Source organism: Aeromonas sp. s4, from assembly GCF_040907855.1.
Classification (GTDB): domain Bacteria; phylum Pseudomonadota; class Gammaproteobacteria; order Enterobacterales; family Aeromonadaceae; genus Aeromonas; species Aeromonas caviae.
Window position 1 is genome coordinate 1 of sequence record NZ_JBFOCP010000024.1, and the last position, 22,430, is coordinate 22,430.

Below are 22,430 nucleotides of genomic sequence, written 5' to 3' on the forward strand. Positions count from 1 at the left end.
GGATCTGCCGCTGGCCGAGCGCTCGGCCAGCATCCTGAGCCACCTGCTGGGTGACGAAGTACCGGCTGCCAAGGTGAGCGAGCTTATCGACGCCGCTTTCACCTTCCCGGCGCCCCTGGTGAAGCTCAAAGATGGCACCTATGCTCTCGAGCTGTTCCACGGCCCGACCCTGGCGTTCAAGGATTTCGGCGGCCGCTTCATGGCCCAGTGTCTGGCTGCGTTCAGAACCAATGACAAGATCACCATTCTCACCGCCACCTCCGGCGACACCGGTGCCGCCGTGGCCCACGCTTTCTACGGCCTGGAGGGGATTGAAGTGGTGATCCTCTACCCCAAGGGCAAGATAAGCCCCTTGCAGGAGGCGCTTTTCTGCACCCTGGGCGGCAACATCCGCACCCTCGCCATCGACGGTGACTTCGATGCCTGTCAGGCACTGGTCAAAGATGCCTTCGACGATGAAGGGCTCAAGACCGCCATCGGCCTCAACTCCGCCAACTCCATCAACATCAGCCGCCTGCTGGCCCAGGTCTGCTACTACTTCGAAGCCGTGGCCCAGCTGCCGAAAGCCCAACGGGCCAAGGCGGTCATCAGCGTGCCGTCCGGCAACTTCGGCAACCTCACCGCGGGTCTCATCGCCAAGGCGCTGGGGCTGCCGGTGAAGCGCTTTATCGCCGCCACCAACGCCAACGACACCGTGCCGCGCTACCTGAAAACCGGCCAGTGGGAGCCGCACCAGACAGTCGCGACCCTGTCGAACGCCATGGACGTGAGCCGCCCCAACAACTGGCCGCGCGTGGAAGAGCTGTGCCGTCGCAAGGGCTGGGCGCTGGAAACCTTGGGCTCAGGGATGCGTGATGATGCCCAGACTCGCGATGCGCTCAAACGCCTCCATCAGCTGGATTACCTGTGCGAGCCCCACGGGGCCATCGCCTGGGATCTGCTGAACGAGCAGCTTGGGCAAGACGAGGTCGGTGTGTTCCTGTGCACCGCCCATCCGGCCAAGTTCAAGGAGTCGGTGGACGAGATCCTGAATCTGGATGTGCCGCTGCCGGGCCCGCTCGCCAAGCATGCCGCGCTCCCGCTCCTGTCCCACGATCTGCCCGCAGACTTTGGCCGCCTTAAGGCCTTCCTGCTCGGTTAAGACGTCATGAGACGCTGACGATCCCCCGCTTTTTCGCGAAAGCGGGGGATTTTTTTATGTCCGGTATTGATGTCCGGTATAGGGCGGGTAGCCCGCCCTATACCCCTGAAACAAGGAGCACAGCATGAGCCCGCATCCCCTTCGTACCCTGATCGAGACCTGTGACGCCGCCATCTCCCGGCGCGACTTCGACGCCCTGATGGCCTTCTACGCCGAAGACGCCGCCCTGGTGGTCAAACCCGGCATGGTGGTGCGCGGCATCCCCGCCATCCGCCGCGCCTTCACTGCGATCTCGGATTACTTTGACGGCCAGCTTGAGGTGACCCAGGGGGCCATGGAGGTGATCGAGGGGGCCGACAACGCCCTGGTGATCATGGAGACCCGGCTGCGCTACCCGGGCGGGGAGGGCTGGATCGACGAGACCCGGCGCGCCATCTATGTGTTTCGCAAGGAGCCCGGCGGGCAGTGGCGCTGCACGGTGGACAACTCCTACGGCACCACGCTGCTGGGGGCGCAGCAGCCCGGCATACGGCCTGCAATCGACTAGCGCAGTCACACTGGCTCGACGTAGCCAGAGTGCGTGTATAGTGTGCGTAATCAAGGCTTACCATCAAGGCCATGCAGCCAGATCGGCTAGCCAGATTGAGTAGCAAGAGCCAAGCCATCCAGGCCGGGGAGCCCGAGCCGCACGCAGGGCACCGCTCTGCCTGGGAGGGGGCATCACAGCGCAGCCCACGGCGCAACTCCCCGTTTTGGTTGTGCCTCACAACCTGCTGGCAGTAAGTGCGCTGACAGTGATTGCTGCGACATTTTTACGAATCTGGTTTGCACTCTCGTTGTTATGTTCGCCCCTGGCAGCACAACCCTTTCTGTGGGTCATTTCCGGCCCCCCGTGGCCCGTTGACCCGGTCTGCCGTGGCTGCTAATCAGGGGACTGCTTGACACCCTTCATGGACGAGCAGGGCCGCAGATGCCTCGACGGCGCGGCCTATCGACAACAACAACACCACAGTGCAGGGAGCAAACCATCATGTGGCCGTACCGAAAAATAGTGACCCAGTCCCTCAAAACCCCCCTGATGATCGCCAGGATCATGTTTTACCTGGCCATGTTATTGGTCTTCCCCCTGCCAATGATCATGCTATCGGACTCTCCAGCGGCAGAGATCGGGCGTTTCTCTTACATCCTGGTGACGTTTCCCATCGCCATGGGGCTGATGCTGATATCGAGCCTGATGGCCATCCTCATTGCCATGGTGGAGTCGCGCAACCAGCAGCCACCCCAGGGACGGTGGTAAGAAGGTCCTTGCCTTTCAAGCCATCCAATAAAAACCATCCCGGGCGGGATGGTTTTTGGACTTCCAAATTGGGACTCCCACCTTTTTGCCAGCAATTCGCCCTGCACTGTGGTTAGCGGCGATGCCATCAGCCACCTTGTTAATCCGATAGATCCCGTTTTACTCCCTTGGCATTTGTTTGGGACATTGCCATGTCTGAACACGCAACCCCGCTGGGTAAATGTCGCTGGTGTACAAGGTATTTATCAGGTTCCAGGAAGATCAGTGTGTGATGAGAGATATAGCCAGCCAGTTAACGGCTGGCTCAAAAAGGTGGGTATTATAGACTCCCCTATTTCTCCAATATATTTATGTTGTTGCTATTAAGTGTGTTAATTCCATTATCATACAGCATCTCTAAATAGACCTTCAGATGGCGGCTATCCTTTCTTTTTCGGTGCATTTTTTTGAGGTATCTCTCCGTTATACTGTCAATCAAGCCTGTCTCCTCTGTAACATGAGCTATTCCAAGAGCTATGAGTGGGTTTAGATTTTTACATTCAACTAAGCAGTTAAAAGCGTTTTTATCTCCTAATTCATTTAAAATTGAAGAAATAAAGAACTTTTCAACCTGAATTTCGAAATCCATATATGGACCCACGGGGAGATCATGTACTGTCTTTTTTAATGCCTTCTCGAAGTATTCAAAAGAATAATTGTTACCTAAACACCTAGTAAATATGCAAAGCGCAGCCACTGGTGGTAATACCTCAAGTGCGGTATCAGTTCGTCCCTCTAATAGTTCTTTGAATAAGTTAGCTGCATCAGCGAATGATGCTTTTACCCCATTAGTTATTGTTTCGTATGGTGTAAGATATGCAGCAAGAAAGAAACTACCATTATGAAACATTCTTAAAATTCTATGTTTATTATCAATCTCGTTAATATTATTTATCGCTGTTATTATTTGTTCGTTATCCCTTAGTAAACCCAGATAAAAGAAATAAGAGTTTGCCCAATATAGGTTATAAATTTCTTGAGTAATTACTGCACTATTATCTCTTTTGATTCCTTCCGCAAAAAAATATTCCATAAATGAGCGGTGGCGGAATTGAAATGTGTTATTTTGTTTATTGTAGGAGATTATTTCAGATTGATTAAGTATCTTCCTGAACAAAGATGATTCATCTACATTAATGTTTCTCTTGGATAAATACTCTAAGTATATATCCTCTACCTCAGATATAGCAATTCTATTCAAGCCATTCGTCATCATGTATCTTGATATTTCTATTATTACATTTTTCATTATCTCATATTCTGTTTGAGACATTAGTCCTTTTGTTGTATCCCACCTACCAAGAGTTAGCTCTGTATATTTTGCGTAGAGTTCTGTCATTGTGGAGGGTAGCTCTTTTACCTCATCACTTAATATTTTCGCTAGCAACAGTGCACTAATAGGTGTTCTAGGTATGCACTTAAATAAATGTGTTTTTTCTATATCTGTGGCAAGTCGCTCTGTTACCTTAGCATTCTTACATATTTTATCGACAAAGGTTATTATTTGTCGAATAGTTAGGGGCATTAATGAGAACCTTGAAAAGGTTCTATCTATTACACTGTAATCTTCCAATGAATTCATTGTTCGTGATGTAATTATGACCCTTGAATCTGGTATGTTAGATACCTCTGATATTATTGATTTGAATGAATCAATTCTATCTTCTATGGACTCTAGATATTCATCTACACCGTCAATAATAACAATGGGGCTAGCATTTTCAATGTGATGTTTTGAGAATGTTTCGGTTATATGTTTTTGTATCTTGAAGTCCGGTTGTTTAATATCTCGATAGTGAAGAACTAGAGGGAGAAATGTGGGTGTGTCAGTGGCTGCTTCTTTCTTTAGGCTAGATACCAATTGTTTTATAATGGTTGTCTTACCTGACCCCACAGCGCCCTCTAAATATATAAATCTTTCCTTTTTTATAACGCTGATTAATTTCTCTGGCCTTTTCTTATGCCCTTTCTTTTCTTCACTTCTGATTTCTTGTTCAATAAGTTCATCAATTCCTAGTGAGGAAAAAATGGAAACGCCTCCTGATATTTCATTGATTTTCTCGTTGACAGCATTATAATATTGCTCATTATGAAACTCTTCAATTTCCCAGAATTCAGGGTAAAATCTATCAATTAATTGTGCTATTCGCTCTCCATTGATGAATTTTATATTTGTTTTTGAATATTTTTCATGCAATTTCTCTTCAGCATTACTTGATATTGATGCATTTGTGACAACCCAAACTTCATTAAGTTTTATCTTTCTTTTCCCACCATCGATAAGACGATCGAAAAGTATGCACTCATCAACCTGTCTATCTACCTCTGCGTTAGATTGAGTGATTTTACCAACTTTACAAATCACTCCTATGTAATGTTCACTTAATAGGGTGGAGTCGTNGGCCCTTGCTTGTACTCAACACTAGATATATCAGGTAGCCTAGGAAACAATACTCTCAAAATAGGATGGAAATCTTTTACTTCATTAGTTAGTTCATTTATTTTTGATAATTTATTATTCATGACTGACATCCATTGTCGATTATCTATGATAATGCAGTGTAAGTTAGTTTCTATCGGGGGAATGTTATTTATAACAACCGGAATTGGTATTATTTTAATGAATAAATTGAGGGGCTATGTGTCACAAAAAAATGGAATAAATACTCAGCAGCTTCCATCTGGGATGGTGTCCCCACGCTACCGCCCCTGGATTACAGCTTCCAATGCGCTCCATCGACCAGCGGGCGGGGCCCGGATGGTGCTGTAGGCGCCGAATGGCCAGCATATCCTCAAGCCTCATACGCAAACCAGTCAAAAGTTGACGCAACCGCAAGGAAGCGCTGGATTTTTGCGCCAGCTCAACAATTGAAGTGAAGGCGCCGGGTGGCCGGAGCGGGGGCAAGGAGGGGGTTGTCGAGAAGGAAGGGGCATTTTGTTGTCACGGGGAGGGGGGACTATAGTGCAGCGAGGCGAGGGTGCCTCGTTTGGCCCGCGTGAGTGGGGGCCAATCACAATGGATAGAACGATGGGAGTGTGACATATGAAGCGGATCCTGATGGTGTTGAGTCTGTGTGTGACGGTCATGGGCATGGGAATGGGGGTAGCCCAGAGCGCGACCTCTGGCGCGCAGCAAGAGTGCGAGGCCCAGGCGGCGGTGAAGAAGCTGGCGGGCGCCGCCAAGACCAGCTTTGTGGGCAAGTGCGTCAAGGATGCCTCTGCCAGTGCCAAGGCAAGTCAGTGCGAGAAAGCGGCCGCCGACAAGAAGCTGGCTGGCGCGGCCAAGAACAGCTTCGTGCAAAAGTGCCTGAAGACGGACGGGGCCGCCGACAAGGCGACCCAGTGCGAGAAGGCGGCAGCGGATAAAAAGCTCGCCGGGGCGGCCAAGAACAGCTTTATCCAGAAGTGCGTGAAAACCGCCTGAGCCGGTGAGGCTCTGACACCAACGCCGGTGGAGGCAGTGACGAGAAAGGGGCCCAGGGGCCCCTTTCTCTGTTGTGATGGGGGGGGCAGCCCTCGCCGCCAGTGTGCCCGGCCATAAGCTCTGGGCGGGGAGCTGACTTGATCCCTGCCTGGTCATCACTCTCCCTGGGTTGGCTGGGTATGTTCGGGGGCGCTGCTCAGCAGATCCTGCCCCTCGTCCTGGCTCAGCACCAGATAGCGCTCGTACTGGCGCAAGACGTCGGCACTCAGCTCGTCCCGGGTCAGGTACTGGATGTCGTAACCGGCGCGGCCATCGGCAAAATAGGTGATGGGCTCAAAGATGCGGGCCTCGGGATCGTGGTTGTGGGCCGCCTCCAGGGGGTTGAAGGCGGGGGCGGGGCGGGCTTCGATGCGCACCCCGTAGCAGAAGTCCCGGCGACCTTGCTGGGGCACCAGCAGATGGCACTGATCCGGCCCATCCTCTTCGACCCGGCTGGTGATGCCCCGGGCAGCAAACTCCTGACTCAGGGCCGTCAGGGCGGGCAGGGCGACCTTGTCCACAAAGGCGCGGGCCTCCTGCTCGGTGGAGGGGCGCAGCAGGTGATCCATCCGGGTGCGCCACTGCTTGCCGTTCCAGAAGTCAGTGGCGGGGGAGAGGCGCCTGGCCGAGTGCTCCTTGTCTGCGACAAGGCCGCGGCAGAGTCCGAGGCAGAGCAGCACCATGATGAAGGCAAACGGCAGGGCGGCGATGAGGGTCATGGACTGGAGCGCCGCCAGCCCCCCTGTGCTCATCAGGGTACCCGCGGTGACCCCGAGCAGCAGAGCCCAGAACAGGCGCTGCCAGACCGGTGAGCCCTCCTTGCCCTGGGTAGCGATGTTGTCGATGACGAAGGCTCCCGAGTCGGCGGAGGTGACGAAGAAGACGCTGATGAGGATCACTGCGAGGGCCGAGGTGATGTCCGCTCCCGGCAAGAGGTCAAAGAAGTTGAACAGCAGGGTGTCGATGTTGCCGACCGAGTCGATGAGGCTTGTGCCCCCCTCATGCTGGCTGGCCCAGATGGCGGCGTTGCCGAACACCGTCATCCAGAGCAGGTTGAAGGCGGTGGGCACGAACAGGACGCCGAGGATGAATTCGCGCAGGGTGCGTCCGCGGGAGATGCGGGCGATGAAGAGGCCGACGAAGGGGGACCAGGAGATCCACCAGGCCCAGTAGAGCAGGGTCCAGTTGCCGAACCAGCCCGCCTGGCGGGTCTCGCTGTAGGTGAAGGTACGGAAGGTGAGCTGGCTCAAAGAGGAGACATAGTTGCCAATGTTCTCCGAGAGGGCTCCCAGCAGGTACTGGGTGGGGCCGGCTACCAGCACGAACAGCAGGAGCACGATGGCGAGAAAGAGGTTGAGCTCGGAGAGGCGCTTCACCCCCTTGTCGAGACCGGTGACCGCCGAGATGCCGGCGAGGGTGATAACGACCCCGATGAGGCCGAAGCGAAACAGCTCCCCCGAGGTGTCCATGCCGGTGAGGCGGGTGATCCCCGCCGAGAGTTGCATCACGCCATAGCCCAGGGTGGTGGCGATGCCGAAGATGGTGCCCACCAGGGCGAAGACGTCCACCGCGTGGCCGAGCGGCCCGTGGATCTTCTCCTTGAAGATGGGATAGAGGCCGGAGCGGATGGTCAGGGGCAGGTTGTAGCGAAAGCCAAAGTAGGCCAGCACCAGGCCGACGATGGCGTAGACGGCCCAGGCGTGAAAGCCCCAGTGGAAGAAGGTGGTGACCATGGCCTCGCGGGCGGCCACCTGGGTCAGGGGCGTCGCCTGGGGCGGGGAGACGAAGTGACTCATGGGCTCGCCCACCCCGAAATACATGAGCCCTATCCCCATCCCGGCGGCGAACAGCATGGCGAGCCAGGAGGTGAAGCTGAACTCCGGGCGGGCATCGTCCGGCCCGAGGCGAATGTTGCCAAAGTGGCTGAAGGCGATCACCAGCAGCAGGATCAGGAACATGCCGACCACCAGCACATAGAACCAGCTGAAGTGCTGGGCTATCCAGCTCTGGCCGCTGCCGAAGAAGCGGGCGGCGGCCTCCGGGGCCAGGGAGCAGATGGCCAGCAGCGCCAGGATAAAGAGCAGACCCGGGATGAAGATGGGCAGCGACAGGGTGCATCTGGAGGGACGGGGAGCGTTCATGGGACACCTTTGGGTGGAAGGACTCAAGACACTATAGGCCCCTCGGGTGCAAAGCAGACAAGGGGTGGACGGCGAGTGACGGGGTCAACGGCCATGAGCACCGTGGGGGAGGCACTCGTCGTCCTGTTTTTTTCATCGTATTTTATGCCTTTAAATCATATGGTTACCGCTTTCTTGTTTGTTAATAGCGAGTTGATGCCGTTTTTTGGGAAATCTTTTCCCCCCTCGTCCGGTTCTATTGAACGTAGCCGGATGAGATGCGCCGGAGACATCACTCTCGACAACAAGGAATAGAGACATGAACGTGAAAAAAAGTACTGCCATCGCCTCTGCCATGACGGGTCTGCTGGCCCTGGGTGCCCAGTTCATCGCCGCGCCGGCCATGGCTGCGGATGACAAGGAGAAGTGCTACGGCGTGGTCAAGGCGGGCAAGAACGATTGCGCCACCAAGGGCGGATCCTGCGCCGGCACCGCCAAGATGGATGCCCAGGGGGATGCCTTCGTGGTGGTGCCCAAGGGGCTGTGCGAGAAGCTCGCTGGCGGGTCCCTGCAACCCAAGTAAGCCGCATGCCATGGTGTGGCGCCCGCCACATCATGGCCCTATCTATTGAGAGCCCAGCCATGAACCCCTTGATCGGTATCGGTTTACGCCCCCCGCACTACGACGAGATCCGCCACACCCTGCCCCGAGTGGGCTGGCTTGAGGTACACAGCGAAAACTACTTCGAGCGCCACAGCCAGGGCTTCGAGGTGCTGGCGGAGCTTGCGAAGCACTACCCCGTGAGCCTTCACGGAGTCGGCATGTCGCTGGGCTCCGCCGATCCTCTCGATGCCGGGCACCTGCGCCAGCTGGCGGCCCTGGTGGCGGCCATCTCGCCGGTGCGGGTGTCGGAGCACCTGAGCTGGGGCAGCATCGGCGGGCGCCATTTCAACGATCTGCTGCCCATGCCCTACACCCGGGCCGCTCTTTTGCACATGAGCGACAAGATAGATCGGGTGCAGCAGACACTGGGCAGACAACTGCTCATCGAGAATCCCTCCTCCTACCTGCAACTGGCGGGGGAGATGGGGGAGGCCGAGTTTCTGGCCGAGCTGGCTGAGCGCAGTGGCTGCGGCGTCCTGCTCGATCTCAACAACCTCCATGTGAGCGCGGTCAATCACGGCCTGGAGGTGGACGACTATCTGGCGACTATCGACCTCGACACGGTCGGCGAAATTCACCTGGCCGGTTTTACCGAGAAGCACCTGCCTCAGGGGCCCCTCTATATCGATACCCACAGCACCCCCGTGGCCGAGCCCGTCTGGGCGCTCTACGAGCAGGTCTGCCAGCAGCGCGCCATCCCCACCCTGATTGAATGGGATCTGGCGATCCCCCCGCTGCCGGTGCTGCTGGGAGAGGCGCAGCGTGCCAGCGAGATCCTGAGCGCGGCGCAGCAAACATCCAGGGAGGCCGCCCATGTCTGAGCTTGTTTCCCCGCAAGGTACTTTTGCGAGCGGGCTGCTCGGGGAGGCCACTTATGTCTGAGCTTGTTTCCCCGCAAGGTACTTTTGTGAGCGGTCTGCTCGGGGAGGCCGCCCATGTGTGAGCTTGCTTCCCTGCAACGCGCTTTTGCGAGCGGTCTGCTCGGCCAGGATGATGCCATCCTCGGGCACATCCAGCCGGGACGCTTTGCCCCCGACGCCCTGTTGCAGATCTATCGCAACAACTTCATCCTCGGCCTCACTGAGGTGCTTGCCAGCAGCTACCCCGCGGTACGCGCCATGGTTGGCGAGACCTTCTTTGAGGCGGCGGCACGAGGGTTCGTGCTGGCGGCACCTCTGGAGGAGGGGAGCGTCATGGACTACGGGGAGGGCTTTGGCGACTGGCTGGCACGCTTGCCCACCACGGCCGCGTTGCCCTGGCTCGGGGATCTGGCCCGCTTCGAGTGGGGGCTGGAGCGGGTCTCGCTGCTTGCGCCAGAGACGCGGCGCTGGCCCGCCGAGCGGCTTGCCGCCATGACCCCTGAGCACTGGGAGCGGCTGGTGCTGCATCCTGCCTGCGATCTGCAACTCCTGGAGAGCCCCCATCCGGTGCTGGCGCTCTGGCAGATGGCCCTGCACGGCGGTGAGACGGTCAGGGAACTGGATGCTGTCTGCTCCCTGGCACTCAAGAAACGCCCCGGATACCGGGTCGACCCCATTCCCCTGGATGCCGCCGCCTGGCGTCTGCTGCAAGGCTGCCTGCAGGGCAGGCCGCTGGCCAGCCTGCTGGCTCATGATCCCGCCATGGCCGAACACCTGGCCCCCCTCATCACCCTCGACCTGCTGGTCGATCTGGAGCTTGCCCCATGACAACGCAAACCCTTGCCAGGCCCCTTGGCCCCCTTGTTGAACGCATCTTGCCCTGGTGCAGCGGTGGCCTGTTGCTGCTTGCCAGGCTCTGGGTCGCCACCATTTTTCTGCGGTCCGGCTGGCTCAAGTTCACGGCCTGGGACAGCACCCTCTATCTGTTCGAGTTCGAATATCAGGTGCCCCTGCTGCCCTGGCAGTGGGCGGCCTATGCGGGCACGGCGACCGAGCTGTTGCTGCCCCTCTTCCTGCTGGCGGGCCTCTTCACCCGTCCGGTCGCCTTGCTGCTGTTTGGCTTCAACGCCATGGCGGTCATCTCCTACCCAGCCCTCTGGGCGGGAGGCTTTCACGATCACAAGTTGTGGGGCTGGATGCTGCTGACCCTGGCCGTGTGGGGGGCGGGCCCCCTGGGGCTCGACAGCTGGCGCCTTGCCCGTCGCTCGCCTCCGGCGTAAGGTGGCCGCACACGAGCCCTGCCTGACTGACGGGCGGGAAAGGAATGCAAAGGAGAAGAGATGAAGGTACGCGAGGCCCTGGCGGCCGATATTCCCGCCCTGACGACACTGCGCATGGCGCTCTTTTGCGAGGTGGGGGAACTTGCCCGGCCCGATGAGGATCCGGTCCTCAGGGAGGCGACGCAGGCCTACTTCATTCAGGCGCAGGAAGAGGGCAGCGCCCGTAGCTGGGTGGTGGAAGAGGAGGGCGAGGTGGTGGCGTGCGCCACCCTGGCACTCTTCGTGCGCCCGCCCTACCCGGGCAATCTGGCGGGGCGGGAAGGGTACCTGCTCAACATCTACACCCGGCCGGCCTGGCGCAGACGGGGAATGGCGAATGCCCTGCTGGTGGCCATGGTGGCGTATGCCCGCGAGCAGCAACTGGGCAAGCTGTGGCTCCATGCCAGCAGTGATGGGCGCGCTATCTACGAACGGTTCGGCTTTGCCGGCAATCCCGCCTGCCTCGAGTGCGTACCTAGCCGTTAGCCTCCTCTTTTTCTGCACCGGGTTGATCCTCTTTCACAAGGGCTGCGTACTGGGAGCCCTTGGCGGCATCGCCGCTTTTCTATACACTGCGCGCCCCATTCGTTTCAGTTGTCCGACCACTTATGTCGGCGCTGGCGGTGCCGATACCCTCTGTGGGTGAGGCCGTGGTGCCCATGGGGATGGTCAACGAGGAAGAAGTGTCATGTTCAATCAGAAGCTCAAAGCGCAGTTGCAGGCATGTCAGATCCGGCTCGACGAGGAGCAGGGCATCATAGAGGCGATCAAGGCGGGCGCCGCCACCGTCATCTTCAGCCCGGAGGGGATCATCCAGGAGGCGAGCACCCCTTTCCTGGCCCTGATGGGATATGGGGCCGCCGAACTGATTGGGCAGCCCCACAGCCAGCTCTGTCCGAGGGCCTGGGGGGAGTCCGGTGACTATCGCCAGTTCTGGCGCCGCCTGGCCCAGGGGGAGGTGCAGTCAGGCACCTTCGAGCGCGTGAACCGGCAGGGGGAGACGCGCTGGCTGGAGGCGACCTATTTCCCGGTGAAGCACCAGGGCCGGGTGACCCGGGTATTCAAGATTGCCAGCGACGTCACCGAACAGCACCAGCGGCTTGGGCGGCTCGAGGCGCTGACCGAGGCACTGGACCGTTCCCGGGCCATGATCGAGTTCACCCCGAACGGCGACATCATTCATGCCAATGCCAACTTCCTGAGCGTCATGGGTTACACCCTGGGGGAGATCGCGGGCAGGCACCACAGGATCTTCTGTGACGAAACCTTCCTACGCGAGCAGCCCCGCTTCTGGGAGGAGCTGGCCCGGGGCCAGTTCAAATCCGGCCTCTTCATGCGCCACAACAGCCGGGGGCAGGCCGTCTGGCTGGAGGCGACCTACAACCCCATCCGGGATGGCAGCGGCAAGGTGGTGCGGGTGGTGAAGTTCGCCAGCGACATCACCGCGCGCATCGAGCAGAACCACGCCACCCGGGAGGCCGCCCGCCTGGCCCACAGCACCGCCCAGGAGACCCTGCACAGCGCAGAGGAGGGGGCGGGCCTGCTGCGCGCCGTGGTGCAGACCTCTTCCCTCATCGCCTCCCAGGTGGATGAGGCCATCGCCCTCATCGGCCAACTCAACGAGCAGTCCAGAAGCATCGAGGCCATCGTCTCGACCATCAGCGCCATCGCCGATCAGACCAATCTGCTGGCCCTGAACGCCGCCATCGAGGCGGCGCGGGCGGGTGAGCAGGGGCGCGGGTTTGCGGTGGTGGCGGACGAGGTGCGCCAGCTGGCCGCCCGCACGTCGCTCTCTACCGACGAGATCGCCAGGGTGGTGCAGAAGAACCGCGAGCTGACCGCCAGGGTGACCGACGACATGGCCGGGGTGGCGGGCAGCGCCGAACTCGGCAAGCAGCAGATCGCCGGAGTGGACAAGCTGATGAGCGAGATCCACCAGGAGGCGGACAGGGTCTCCCAGACGGTGTCTGCCCTCTCCATCTGAGGGGCTGACCGCAAGATTGCCAACAGAGTGAGCGATCGGACGGCCAGGCTGAACCCTGGCTGTATGACGCCCCCCTTCGTCATTGTGCCGCCCGGCCCCCTTGTTTAGGCTGCCGCCTCCTTTTTATTGAGCAGGTAGACAACAATGGCAGTACGACAGAGAGGCAGGGCACTGGCCCTGCTGCTGGGAGTGGGGGCGAGCCTGGGGCTCGGTGGTTGCATGGGTCAGATGGGCCTCTCTTCCATGGTGACCAAGGGCAACCTCAGCGTGGTGGACAACCGCTACGGTCGTGCCAGCGTCTTCGTGCTGCTCTCCCCCGTCTATGGCCTGGCGGCCACGGCGGATCTCTTCGTGTTCAACACCATCGAATTCTGGTCCGGCAAGAACCCCATCACCGGCAAGGCGCCCGCCCTGGTGGATCAGAAGAGCGATGCGATCATCAAGGTGAACCAGCACCTGGATCCTGCCCTCAACCAGGTGCCGCTGGCCATGCTGCCCCAAGGGGTGCGCGAGGTACAGGTGAGCTACCCGGACGAGCGCACCGCCCAGATGGAGATCCACTACATCGACGGTCAGCGCAGCCTGATGCGGGGAGAGATGCGCGGGGAGCGACTGGATCTCTATCTGGACGACAAACTGGTCTCGACCCTGAGCCGCGAGCAGCGCGATGCGGCGGCAAGCCGGGGAGCGGTGCAGGTATAATTTGTCGCGCCCCTGATCCTTTACTCCCAACAAATGCTATACATGCCTGCGGGCAAGTACGCCCCGATGTAGAGGGAGTGGGCTATGACGGTAAACGGGTTGCGTTTGGCAGAGCTGATTGGTTCTCTCAGCCATGCCCTGGACATGACGGAAGGGCAGCCGAGAGGCCATTGCATCCGCTGCTGCTGGATAGGCTCTCGTCTGGGGGAGCAACTGGGACTGGATGCCCGGCAGCGCCACGACCTCTACTACACCCTGTTGCTCAAGGATCTGGGGTGCAGCAGCAATGCCGCCCGCATCTGCGAGCTCTATCTCACCGACGATCTTCACTTCAAGCGCGACTTCAAGCTGGTGGATGGCTCCCTCTCCGAGGTGGTCAACTTCGTGCTGGGCCACACCGGCTTGCAGGCGGATCTGCTGGGCCGTTTTCGCAGCCTGTTCCACATCTTTCGCAACGGGGATCAGATAGCCAACGAGCTGATCCTGACCCGCTGCCACCGGGGGGCGGACATCGCCCGCCAGTTGCGTTTCAGCGACGAGGTGGCCCAGGGGATCCTCTCCCTGGATGAGCACTGGAGCGGCAAAGGGCGGCCGCAACAACTGGCGGGAGAGGCCATCCCGCTCTTCTCCCGCATCGCCCTGCTCTGTCAGGTGGTGGACGTGTTTCACGCCGCCGCCGGGCCGGACGCGGCGATGAGGGAGCTGCGCGAGCGCAGCGGCAACTGGTTTGATCCCGCCCTGGTCAAGGCCTTCGAGGCGCTGGCCGACGACGCCTTCTGGCAAGGACTGGCGGATCCCGCGTTGGCGGAGCGGGTCTTCGCCCACCCGGCGGGGCAGGGGGAAGTGGCGCTGGATGAGGATTATCTGGACGAGATAGCGGCGGCCTTCGGCCAGGTGGTGGACTCCAAGAGCCCCTATACCGCGGGGCACAGCGGCAGGGTGGCGCTCTATACCGACATCCTCGCCGCCCAGATGGGGATGTCCGAGGCGCGGCGACGCTGGCTCAAGCGGGGTGCCCTGCTTCACGATGTGGGCAAGCTCGGGGTGAGCAACGCCATCCTCGACAAGCCGGGCAAGCTTGACGAGCAGGAGTGGGCGGCGGTGCAGATGCATGCCGCCTACACCGAGGAGATCCTGAGCCGCATCGGCGCCTTCGAGGAGCTGGCCCAGGTGGCTGGCGCCCACCATGAGCGACTCGACGGCAAGGGCTACCCCAAGGGGCTCAAGGGGGAGGCGATCACCCTGGAGACGCGCATCATCACCACCGCCGACATCTTCGATGCCATCACCGCCAAGCGCCCCTATCGGGATGCCATCCCGGTGCCGCGGGCCCTGGAGATGATGGCGGAAAACCTGGGCACGGCCATCGACCCCGACTGCTTTGCCGCCCTGAAGGCGGGGATAGAGGACTTCTCCCTCTACCTCACTCCGGAGCAGCCCCTGGCTCGTGCAAGCTAAGGCGCGAGCCCGAGACAAACAAGCCCCGCATCGGCGGGGCTTTTTTATGGGCGGTTGCAGGCGGCGCGATCAGGGGCGGGCCGAGGGCTTGGCATAGGGTTGCAGCACCAGCCCCAGCAGGCGATGGAGGTGGGCGAGTTGCTCGATGAGATGGAGATTGAGCCAGAGGTAGCCGCCAAGAGTGGGGTCGTGTCCCTGGCCTGGCGCCTGGCTTGCGTCCCCATCGAGCCGTGCGGCGGCCTCTTGCAGGCGGCCGATGGCCTGGTCGGCCGCCGTGGTATCGCCGCTCTTGAGCATGAGGGCGAGTTCGGTGAGCACCGACTCCGTCGCCTGCTGGCAGGCGCGAAGCCCCGGGTGGCTCTGCATCAGGAAGTGGCTCTGGCGATCCCGCCAATAGGTGTTGGCCAGCATCTCCAGGGTGCAGACGCTGTTGCGAAGGGTGGTCTGGGTCGCCTCGAACAGCGGGCTGCCAAGGCGGGTCTCCTTGACCGCCGGGGCCAGCAGGGGGCGCAGGCTGACTATTTTGGCGAGCAGGCGGGCATGGCTTCGGGTGAGCTTGGGGCGCTCCAGCACGTTGGGGGAGAGGTGGGTGTGGTAGAGCCGCCCGGCCTGCTGCAGGGTGTCGTGCATCTGCAGACGCCAGTGGGTATAGGCCCGCTGGGGGTAGATGCTGCAAAACAGCAGGGCCAGCACCGATCCCAGGATGACGTCGCCACTGCGCCAGAGCGCGGTCTCGATGTCCCCGGGCACCCCGCCGACGATGACCCCCAGGGTGATGCCGATGAGCAGCCCCACATAGGGGCGCTTGCCGAGCGCCAGGTAGCCGCACAGGAACATGATGGCGCAGCACCAGGCCAGCATCAGGGGCAGGGAGTAGAGCTCCAGATAGAGGGCCACCACCCCGCAGGCGGCGCCAAAGACGGTGCCCACCACCCGTTGCAGGGCGCGCGACAGCACGTTGCCCCAGAACGAGATGGGGCCCATCACCACCACCAGGGTGATGAGGGGCCAGGTGCTCTCCGGCAGCTTGAGCTCCCGGGTCAGCAGGAAGGTGAGGGTGAAGGCCAGGGCGATGCGCAGGCCGTGGACCAGGCGGTAGCGGCCATAGATGAGCAGATCGAAGCGGGAGAGCGGGGCATTGAGGCGCAAGGGCGTTCTCTTATCTCGGGTCAGGGTGGTGAGGATAGCAAGGGGGGCGGCATTCGCCTTGACCTGCGTCGTTTCTCCGGTTCATGGGGGCGCACCTGTCGGCAGGCGCACCATGACCCGCTCGCCGGGGGGAAGGGCCAGGCTACCCGGCGCCCGTTCGATGCGGCAGTTGGCACTGTCGTGGCCCCCGTCCACCGGGCGCACCAGCAGGGTGCCCGCCTCGTCCTGACTGAGCAAGCCGGGCACAACGCCCTGCTCTGCCGATGGGGGCAGGGCCGCCAGCAGCCGGGCGCAGAGGCGAAGGGGCGGCGGGGCCTGACGGGGGGCGTGCGGGGGCAACCGGGCGCAGATGAAGTCGGCGATGGCCTCCAAATCCTCGAAGGGGAACCGGGGCAGGGTCGTGGCCTGGGGGGCGTCGCTCACGAGGGCGACGATGTCAGGATCATCGGGGAAGAGCAGGGGTCGGCCGATGGCGGCGCGATACAGCTCCACCTTGGGAAAGCGCCTGTGCTTGAACCCCTCGACCAACAGCAGATCCAGGGCGCTCCCATCGAAGCGGGCCAGCAGCGCCTCGAAGGGGGGCTCCCCCTCCGGGGTCTCCCGGATCAGGGCGTGGCGCCGGTCGGAGGCCGCCATCACCTGGGTGGCGCCCGCCTGGCGCAGGCGGTGGCTGTCCTTGCCGGGCTGGTCTATGTCAAAGGCGTGGTGGGTGTGCTTGAGCACCCCGAGGCGCAGACCGCGGGCCACCAGGCGCGGGATGAGGCGCTCCAGCAGGGTGGTCTTGCCGGTGCCGCTCCAGGCGACGAAGCCGAGCAGGGGCAGGGGGCTCATGGCGCGCCCCTTTCCCGCAGCCTTGCCTCCCAGGCGGCGAGTTCGGCCGGGCTGTTGAGGTTGACGAAGGCGTCGGGCAGATCGGCAAAGGGCACCACCGCCATCCGGTGGCGGGCAAACCAGGCCCCGGTCTTGCGCTCCCCGTCCGCCAGCGCCTGGCTCAGGGAGGGGCGCAGGGCGCGGCGCAGCAGGGCGACCACGGGCTGGAGGTGCTCCCCGTCGTGGGCCACCACCAGATCGGTGTCCGGGGTGATGGCGGCGAGAAAGCGGGTCATCAGATCAAGGGGCAGGGCGGGGCCGTCACAGGGGACGAACAGCACCCAGTCGTGACGGGCCGCCGTCAGCCCCGCCAGCATGCCGGCCAGCGGCCCCTGGAAGTCGGCCTGCGCATCTCCGATGACGGGAGCAAGCTGCCGGTAGCGAGCCTGGCTGCGGTTGGCGTTGATCAGCACCTCGTCCACCTGGGGGCGCAGGCGGGTCAGCACGTGCTGGATCAGGGGAGTGCCCGCGAGGGGCACCCAGCCCTTGTCATCGCCCCCCATGCGGGTGGCGCGACCGCCCGCTAGGATGACGCCGCTGACGAGAAAAGCGGGGGAAGAGGAAGGGGTCATGGTGCTCCGTTGCTCGCAAAGGGATGCCCACAGGGGCGTGTCGGGATCTTGCGCCAAGGCGGGCGCGTGAGCAACCTTCGGCTGCCCCGGCAAAGGCGCCTTTGGCCGCAGGGTTTGTCCAAGCTCACAAAACCGGATCGGCAAACGTCATATGATCCCCAGCATTCTGAGTCTTGCTCTCCTGCCTGATGGCAACTTCATGTAAATCAAAGAGAATGACTATGGCTACCGGACAATATCTGCTGTGGAAAGATGCACAGGGTCACGATTTTCGCCCCGTTGCGCTGACGGGCACCAATCTGCTCAACGATCGCAACCTCAACAAGGGCACCGCCTTCACCGAACAGGAGCGGGCCGATTTTGAGCTGGGCGGCCTCTTGCCGCCCCAGGTGCAGACTTTCGAAGCCCAGCTGGAGCGGGTCTATGAGGCCTTCCTGAGCGCCTGCAGCGACATCGAGAAGTACCAGAACCTGCGAGCCTTGCAGGATCGCAACGAAACCCTGTTCTACGCCCTCCTGTCCCGCCACGTGGAGGAGATGACTCCCTACATCTACACCCCGACCGTGGGCAAGGCGTGCCAGGAGTTCAGCCACCGCTTCCAGAAGCCGCGCGGCCTCTACATCACCCCGAAGAACGTCGATGACATGGGCTCCCTCGCCCGCCACATGGATGCCAAGGCGGTGCGCATCATCGTCGTGACCGACAGCCAGGGGATCCTCGGCATCGGCGATCAGGGGGTGGGGGGCATGGGCATTCCCATCGGCAAGCTCGCCCTCTATACCCTGGGGGCGGGCATCCACCCCGCCTGCTGCCTGCCCATCGCGCTGGACGTGGGCACCGACAACCAGGCGCTGCTGGATGACCCCATGTACCTGGGGCAGCCCCACAGGCGCATTCGCGGCAAGGAGTACGACGACTTCATCGACAAGTTCGTGGCCGGGGTCAAGCGCCACTTCCCCAACGCCGTGCTGCAGTGGGAGGACTTCAGCAAGTCCAACGCCTTCAACAACCTGGCCCGCTACCAGCAGGCGCTGCCGTCGTTCAATGACGACATCCAGGGCACCGGGGCCGTGGTGCTGGCGGGTATCATTGGGGCCGTCAAATCCAAGGGGGAAACCCTGGGCCAGCAGCACTACCTGGTCTACGGGGCCGGTGCTGGCGGGGTCGGGGTGGCGGATCAGATCTGCGCGGGGATGATCCGCGAGGGGCTGGATCCGCAGGCGGCGCGGGATCGCATCTACATCCTGGATACCCAGGGGCTGGTGTGTGACAACCGCGAGGGGCTGGATGAGTACAAGCGCCGCTACGCCAAGCCGGGCCTCTTGCTGGCCCAGTGGGATCTGCAGGGCAAGGCGGGGCTGACCGAGGTGCTGCGCCACGTGCCCATCACAGTGCTGCTCGGCACCAGCGGCGCCGGTGGCGCCTTCCAGGAGGAGCACATCCAGCTGATGCTGACTCACTGCGAGCGCCCCATGGTGTTCCCCCTCTCCAACCCCACCGCCAACTGCGAGGCCCTGCCGGAAGACATCTTCCGCTGGAGCCAGGGGCGCGCCATCGTCGCCACCGGCAGCCCGTTCAAGGATGTGCACCATGAGGGGCAGGATTATCGCATCGGTCAGGGCAACAACGTCTTCATCTTCCCCGGCGTGGGGCTGGCGGCCATCGTCAGCCAGATCCGCGAGATAAGCCCGGACATCTTCACCACCGCCGCCTTTGCGCTCGCGGAGTGCGTGAGCGAGGCGGATCTCGCCCGGGGCACCGTCTACCCGAGGATCAGCGAGCTGCGCAACATCTCGGTGCACGTGGCGACCGCGGTGCTCAAGGATATCGTGCGCCGCGATCCCTCCCACCCGCTCATCGGTCAGGATCTGCAAGAGCACATCCTGAGCCATATGTGGGAGCCGGTCTACCTGCCCTATCGCCGGGTCTGAGGTGCGACCTGCCCGCCGTTTCGCGGGCATGACGACGCCGCATAAACAAGAGAGGGTGGCCCAGGCCACCCTCTCTTTTTTCTGCCCTGCTGTGTGTGCGGGGCAGGACGCTGCCACCTATTGAGCGGGCGGGGGCACCAGGCGGTCATCGACGCTGCCATCGCCTCGAAGCTTGTTGCCATTGGCATCGACGGCGTCCACGCCGTTGTCGTCCACGCTGCCATCGCCCCGAAGCTTGTTGCCATTGGCATCGACGGCGTCCACGCCGTTGTCATCCACGCTGCCATCGCCTCGAAGCTTGTTGCCATTGGCATCGACGGCGTCCACGCCGTTGTCGTCCACCCGGCCACCGGCATGACGCTCCCCGCCTGCATGCTTGTCGCCACCGCCGTGGCGATCGCCGCCAGCGTGCTGGTCGCCACCGGCATGTTCGCCCTGACCACGGTCATCGCCGCCGTGGCCGCTGTCGTCCCCGCCATTGTTTCCATTATGGCTACTATCGCCTCCATTTCCGCTATTGTTTCCACTGTGGCTACTATTGCCCCCACCGCTGCTGTTGCTGCCTCCGCCGCTGCTGTTGCTGCCTCCGCCGCCGCTGTTGCCGCCTCCGCTACCACTGTTGCCGCCGCCATCCCCCCCTTTGTTGTGCACGATCAGCCCATTGGCCACATAGCTGTGGCTGCCATCGAGGATCAGGTTGAACAGCGCCGTGGCGGGCGGGGCATCAACCCAGGAGAGGGAGGCCACCGGCAGTTCGACAGGGTGCGGCGCCAGCGCCAGGTTGCCCGCGCAGCCCCCCTCTGACCAACCCAGCAGGTGCATGCCGGTAAAGAGCGGCAGCACGGCGAGGGCCGGGTTTTCGGTGCGGGTCATGGCCGGTGCGATGGCCGCCCAGCCCCGGGTGGTGAGGAAGGGGTGCTCGGCGGTAAAGAAGGGGGGCAGATGATTGAGCCCGTAGAGCCTGCGCGCCCCCAGCGCCACCCGCTCGATGGCCTGGATTCGGTTGCTCTGCCCGTGCCTGTCCCGCACCCGATCGCCGACCCGCAGGGTCTCGATGGGGCGTTCGCAGCCATCGGCCATCAGGATGCGGGTACCGGCAATGAAACAGGATTTGGCATGGGCCTGGTTTACCTGCCACTGGTGGTGGTCGAAGTCATAGCTCAGCGGGGTGGCGAACAGGGCCAGGGCGATGGCCGAGCCCAGCAGCAGCCGGCGCTGGCTGGGTTTGAATGAGGGCAGTGACATGGGGAACTCCTTGTCGGTGTGGGGTCACGCCTTCGAGTATAGAGAGGGGGTTGGGGCGATATCTGCGTCGACCAGTTGAAAGCCTTGTCATGTCAACTCGCCGGAAAAACGATTGGCGTTGGCCATAAAAGTGCGTAAAATCGCTTCCTCGATGCTTGTAGCAGCGAATCCCGCCTAAAAAGCCAGTTTCATGCCCTCCCCAAGCAGTAAAAGGCAACAAATGACGCCGTTTGGCCCGTTGGCTGCCTTGAAAACGTCTTGTGATGACTGAAAAGTGTCAAATATCCCTGTCAGTTATCAAAAAATTAAGGATACCCATGTTTTCCTTGGTCAAGCAAAGCGTCGCCGGGCTGCAAATTCTGTTTGTCGCCTTCGGTGCCATGGTGCTGGTGCCCCTGCTCACCGGTCTGAACCCCTCCATGGCCCTGCTTGGCGCCGGTGTAGGCACCCTGCTGTTCCAGCTCTGCACCCGTCGTCAGGTGCCGATCTTCCTCGGCTCCAGCTTCGCCTTCATCGCCCCCATCATCTATGCCACCCAGACCTGGGGCCTGCCCTCCACCATGTTCGGTCTGTTTGCCGCGGGCTTCATGTATTTCATCCTGGCGGCCATCATCCGCGCTCGTGGCATGGGCTTCGTGCACAAGCTGCTGCCCCCCGTGGTCATCGGTCCCGTCATCATGGTGATCGGCCTGTCGGTGGCCCAGGTAGCCTGCAACATGGCCATGGGCCGTGCCGGCGGTGAGCAGGTGGTGCCTGCCACCACGGCGCTGACCCTGGCGGGGATCTCGCTGGCGGTCACCCTGATTGCCGCCGTGTTCTGCAAGGGCTGGATCAAGCTCATCCCCATCCTGTGCGGTGTCATCGCCGGTTATGTCTCTGCCGTGCTGATGGGCCAGGTGAGTTTCGACGGCATGGTCAACGCCCCCTGGCTGGCGCTGCCCCACTTCGAGACCCCGGAGATCAACTGGGCCGCGGCCCTCTTCATGCTGCCGGTGGCCATCGCCCCCTGCATCGAGCACATCGGCGGCGTGCTCGCCATCGGCGGCGTGACCGGCAAGGACTACACCAAGGATCCAGGCCTGCACCGCACCCTGGCCGGTGACGGCATCGGCGTCTGCTTCGCCGGTTTCATCGGTGGTCCCCCCGTCACCACCTATGCGGAAGTGACCGGCGCCGTGATGATCACCCGCAACTTCAACCCGGTCACCATGACCTGGGCGGCGGTGTTCGCCATCATTCTGGCCTTCTTCGGCAAGTTCAACGCCCTGCTCACCTCCATCCCCATGCCGGTGATGGGCGGCATCATGCTGCTGCTGTTCGGATCCATCGCCGCCATCGGTCTCAAGACCCTGGTGGAGTCCAAGGTGGATCTGGGGCTGTCCCGCAACATCGCCATCGTGGCGGTGACCCTGACCGTGGGTGTCGGCGCCCTGGAGATGAAGATCGGTGACTTCGCCCTGGCGGGTGTGGGGCTGGCTTCGGTGGCGGCCATCCTGCTGAACCTCATCCTGCCCCAGCACTCCGAAACTGGTGCAATGGAGAGCGCCAAGGATTAAGCGCCTGGCTTGCTGTACGTTGAGATGATGAAAAAGAGGCCACCTTCGGGTGGCCTCTCT

The 22,430-nt window shown here is 61.4% G+C and carries 19 protein-coding genes and 1 pseudogene; 14 read left to right on the forward strand and 6 right to left on the reverse strand.

Going from position 1 to position 22,430, the window contains the following annotated elements; genetic code table 11:
• The 3 genes from thrC to AB5Y89_RS06425 form a co-directional block, all read left to right on the forward strand.
• The coding region (thrC, locus tag AB5Y89_RS06415; RefSeq protein ID WP_368223173.1) for a threonine synthase at positions 1 to 1,141 on the forward strand (1,141 nt) is incomplete at its 5' end.
• Between the two features lie 124 nt (positions 1,142 to 1,265).
• Entirely contained in the window at positions 1,266 to 1,688 is a 423-nt protein-coding gene (locus tag AB5Y89_RS06420) for a DUF4440 domain-containing protein (RefSeq protein ID WP_368223175.1), read from the forward strand.
• A gap of 483 nt (positions 1,689 to 2,171) precedes the next feature.
• Entirely contained in the window at positions 2,172 to 2,438 is a 267-nt protein-coding gene (locus tag AB5Y89_RS06425) for a hypothetical protein (RefSeq protein WP_323925625.1), read from the forward strand.
• Between the two features lie 331 nt (positions 2,439 to 2,769).
• Here AB5Y89_RS06425 and AB5Y89_RS06430 read toward each other — a convergent pair whose 3' ends face one another.
• A complete protein-coding gene (locus AB5Y89_RS06430) occupies positions 2,770 to 4,842 on the reverse strand; it encodes an NACHT domain-containing NTPase (RefSeq protein ID WP_368223178.1) in 2,073 nt (690 codons plus the stop codon).
• A gap of 678 nt (positions 4,843 to 5,520) precedes the next feature.
• Here AB5Y89_RS06430 and AB5Y89_RS06435 point away from each other — a divergent pair.
• Positions 5,521 to 5,901 (forward strand): hypothetical protein, encoded by a 381-nt coding sequence (locus AB5Y89_RS06435; RefSeq protein WP_049636634.1) that lies wholly within the window; start codon positions 5,521 to 5,523, stop codon positions 5,899 to 5,901.
• Positions 5,902 to 6,056: 155 nt separating this feature from the next.
• On the opposite strand, the gene AB5Y89_RS06440 is transcribed toward AB5Y89_RS06435, so the two are convergent.
• Positions 6,057 to 8,081 (reverse strand): BCCT family transporter, encoded by a 2,025-nt coding sequence (locus tag AB5Y89_RS06440; protein ID WP_368223180.1) that lies wholly within the window; start codon positions 8,079 to 8,081, stop codon positions 6,057 to 6,059.
• Positions 8,082 to 8,379: 298 nt separating this feature from the next.
• Between AB5Y89_RS06440 and AB5Y89_RS06445 the strand changes: the two genes are divergently transcribed.
• From AB5Y89_RS06445 to AB5Y89_RS06480, 8 genes are all read left to right on the forward strand, one after another.
• Complete coding sequence (locus AB5Y89_RS06445) at positions 8,380 to 8,643, forward strand: DUF2282 domain-containing protein (RefSeq protein ID WP_010673595.1); 264 nt, start codon at positions 8,380 to 8,382, stop codon at positions 8,641 to 8,643.
• Positions 8,644 to 8,702: 59 nt separating this feature from the next.
• Positions 8,703 to 9,545, forward strand: coding sequence for a DUF692 domain-containing protein (locus AB5Y89_RS06450; protein WP_368223183.1), 843 nt, complete (start codon positions 8,703 to 8,705; stop codon positions 9,543 to 9,545).
• Positions 9,546 to 9,659: 114 nt separating this feature from the next.
• Positions 9,660 to 10,412 carry a putative DNA-binding domain-containing protein gene (locus tag AB5Y89_RS06455; RefSeq protein ID WP_368223186.1) on the forward strand — a complete coding sequence of 251 codons (753 nt, stop codon included), beginning with the start codon at positions 9,660 to 9,662 and terminating at the stop codon, positions 10,410 to 10,412.
• Complete coding sequence (locus AB5Y89_RS06460) at positions 10,409 to 10,864, forward strand: DoxX family protein (RefSeq protein ID WP_368223187.1); 456 nt, start codon at positions 10,409 to 10,411, stop codon at positions 10,862 to 10,864. The genes AB5Y89_RS06455 and AB5Y89_RS06460 overlap by 4 nt, the downstream gene beginning before the upstream one ends.
• 60 nt (positions 10,865 to 10,924) lie before the next feature.
• Positions 10,925 to 11,389 (forward strand): GNAT family N-acetyltransferase, encoded by a 465-nt coding sequence (locus tag AB5Y89_RS06465; protein WP_368223188.1) that lies wholly within the window; start codon positions 10,925 to 10,927, stop codon positions 11,387 to 11,389.
• A gap of 202 nt (positions 11,390 to 11,591) precedes the next feature.
• Positions 11,592 to 12,887: a methyl-accepting chemotaxis protein gene (locus AB5Y89_RS06470; RefSeq protein WP_368223190.1), complete on the forward strand. Its 1,296-nt coding sequence runs from the start codon at positions 11,592 to 11,594 to the stop codon at positions 12,885 to 12,887.
• 144 nt (positions 12,888 to 13,031) lie between these two features.
• Complete coding sequence (locus AB5Y89_RS06475) at positions 13,032 to 13,589, forward strand: DUF3332 domain-containing protein (protein ID WP_368223192.1); 558 nt, start codon at positions 13,032 to 13,034, stop codon at positions 13,587 to 13,589.
• 84 nt (positions 13,590 to 13,673) lie between these two features.
• Complete coding sequence (locus AB5Y89_RS06480) at positions 13,674 to 15,047, forward strand: HD-GYP domain-containing protein (RefSeq protein WP_139737440.1); 1,374 nt, start codon at positions 13,674 to 13,676, stop codon at positions 15,045 to 15,047.
• A 69-nt stretch (positions 15,048 to 15,116) separates the two neighbouring features.
• Here AB5Y89_RS06480 and AB5Y89_RS06485 read toward each other — a convergent pair whose 3' ends face one another.
• The 3 genes and pseudogenes from AB5Y89_RS06485 to mobA all read right to left on the reverse strand — a co-directional run bounded on the left by AB5Y89_RS06485 (position 15,117) and on the right by mobA (position 17,638).
• Entirely contained in the window at positions 15,117 to 16,196 is a 1,080-nt protein-coding gene (locus AB5Y89_RS06485; RefSeq protein ID WP_045523960.1) for an FUSC family protein, read from the reverse strand.
• Positions 16,197 to 16,541: 345 nt separating this feature from the next.
• Positions 16,542 to 17,027: pseudogene (mobB, locus tag AB5Y89_RS06490) on the reverse strand (molybdopterin-guanine dinucleotide biosynthesis protein B); the annotation flags it as partial.
• Complete coding sequence (mobA, locus tag AB5Y89_RS06495; RefSeq protein ID WP_368223194.1) at positions 17,024 to 17,638, reverse strand: molybdenum cofactor guanylyltransferase MobA; 615 nt, start codon at positions 17,636 to 17,638, stop codon at positions 17,024 to 17,026. The gene mobA and the pseudogene mobB, both read right to left, overlap by 4 nt.
• A 221-nt stretch (positions 17,639 to 17,859) precedes the next feature.
• On the opposite strand from mobA, the gene AB5Y89_RS06500 reads away from it, so the two are divergent.
• Positions 17,860 to 19,569, forward strand: a complete 1,710-nt coding sequence (locus AB5Y89_RS06500; RefSeq protein WP_010673606.1) for an NAD-dependent malic enzyme — start codon at positions 17,860 to 17,862, stop codon at positions 19,567 to 19,569.
• Positions 19,570 to 19,686: 117 nt separating this feature from the next.
• Here AB5Y89_RS06500 and AB5Y89_RS06505 read toward each other — a convergent pair whose 3' ends face one another.
• Positions 19,687 to 20,814 (reverse strand): Hint domain-containing protein, encoded by a 1,128-nt coding sequence (locus AB5Y89_RS06505; RefSeq protein WP_368223196.1) that lies wholly within the window; start codon positions 20,812 to 20,814, stop codon positions 19,687 to 19,689.
• A gap of 317 nt (positions 20,815 to 21,131) precedes the next feature.
• Here AB5Y89_RS06505 and AB5Y89_RS06510 point away from each other — a divergent pair, with 317 nt between their 5' ends.
• Positions 21,132 to 22,370, forward strand: a complete 1,239-nt coding sequence (locus AB5Y89_RS06510; RefSeq protein ID WP_041213272.1) for a uracil-xanthine permease family protein — start codon at positions 21,132 to 21,134, stop codon at positions 22,368 to 22,370.
• The last annotated feature ends 60 nt before the right edge of the window (positions 22,371 to 22,430 follow it).

What these genes read in the sequence shown, in the direction of transcription:
- AB5Y89_RS06420 (WP_368223175.1), top strand. Translation starts at nt 1,266, where the DNA reads ATGAGCCCGCATCCCCTTCGTACCCTGATCGAGACCTGTGACGCCGCC.
- AB5Y89_RS06425 (WP_323925625.1), top strand. Translation starts at nt 2,172, where the DNA reads ATGTGGCCGTACCGAAAAATAGTGACCCAGTCCCTCAAAACCCCCCTG.
- AB5Y89_RS06435 (WP_049636634.1), top strand. Translation starts at nt 5,521, where the DNA reads ATGAAGCGGATCCTGATGGTGTTGAGTCTGTGTGTGACGGTCATGGGC.
- AB5Y89_RS06440 (WP_368223180.1), bottom strand. Translation starts at nt 8,081, where the DNA reads ATGAACGCTCCCCGTCCCTCCAGATGCACCCTGTCGCTGCCCATCTTC.
- AB5Y89_RS06445 (WP_010673595.1), top strand. Translation starts at nt 8,380, where the DNA reads ATGAACGTGAAAAAAAGTACTGCCATCGCCTCTGCCATGACGGGTCTG.
- AB5Y89_RS06450 (WP_368223183.1), top strand. Translation starts at nt 8,703, where the DNA reads ATGAACCCCTTGATCGGTATCGGTTTACGCCCCCCGCACTACGACGAG.
- AB5Y89_RS06455 (WP_368223186.1), top strand. Translation starts at nt 9,660, where the DNA reads ATGTGTGAGCTTGCTTCCCTGCAACGCGCTTTTGCGAGCGGTCTGCTC.
- AB5Y89_RS06460 (WP_368223187.1), top strand. Translation starts at nt 10,409, where the DNA reads ATGACAACGCAAACCCTTGCCAGGCCCCTTGGCCCCCTTGTTGAACGC.
- AB5Y89_RS06465 (WP_368223188.1), top strand. Translation starts at nt 10,925, where the DNA reads ATGAAGGTACGCGAGGCCCTGGCGGCCGATATTCCCGCCCTGACGACA.
- AB5Y89_RS06470 (WP_368223190.1), top strand. Translation starts at nt 11,592, where the DNA reads ATGTTCAATCAGAAGCTCAAAGCGCAGTTGCAGGCATGTCAGATCCGG.
- AB5Y89_RS06475 (WP_368223192.1), top strand. Translation starts at nt 13,032, where the DNA reads ATGGCAGTACGACAGAGAGGCAGGGCACTGGCCCTGCTGCTGGGAGTG.
- AB5Y89_RS06480 (WP_139737440.1), top strand. Translation starts at nt 13,674, where the DNA reads ATGACGGTAAACGGGTTGCGTTTGGCAGAGCTGATTGGTTCTCTCAGC.
- mobA (WP_368223194.1), bottom strand. Translation starts at nt 17,638, where the DNA reads ATGACCCCTTCCTCTTCCCCCGCTTTTCTCGTCAGCGGCGTCATCCTA.
- AB5Y89_RS06500 (WP_010673606.1), top strand. Translation starts at nt 17,860, where the DNA reads ATGGCTACCGGACAATATCTGCTGTGGAAAGATGCACAGGGTCACGAT.
- AB5Y89_RS06505 (WP_368223196.1), bottom strand. Translation starts at nt 20,814, where the DNA reads ATGTCACTGCCCTCATTCAAACCCAGCCAGCGCCGGCTGCTGCTGGGC.
- AB5Y89_RS06510 (WP_041213272.1), top strand. Translation starts at nt 21,132, where the DNA reads ATGTTTTCCTTGGTCAAGCAAAGCGTCGCCGGGCTGCAAATTCTGTTT.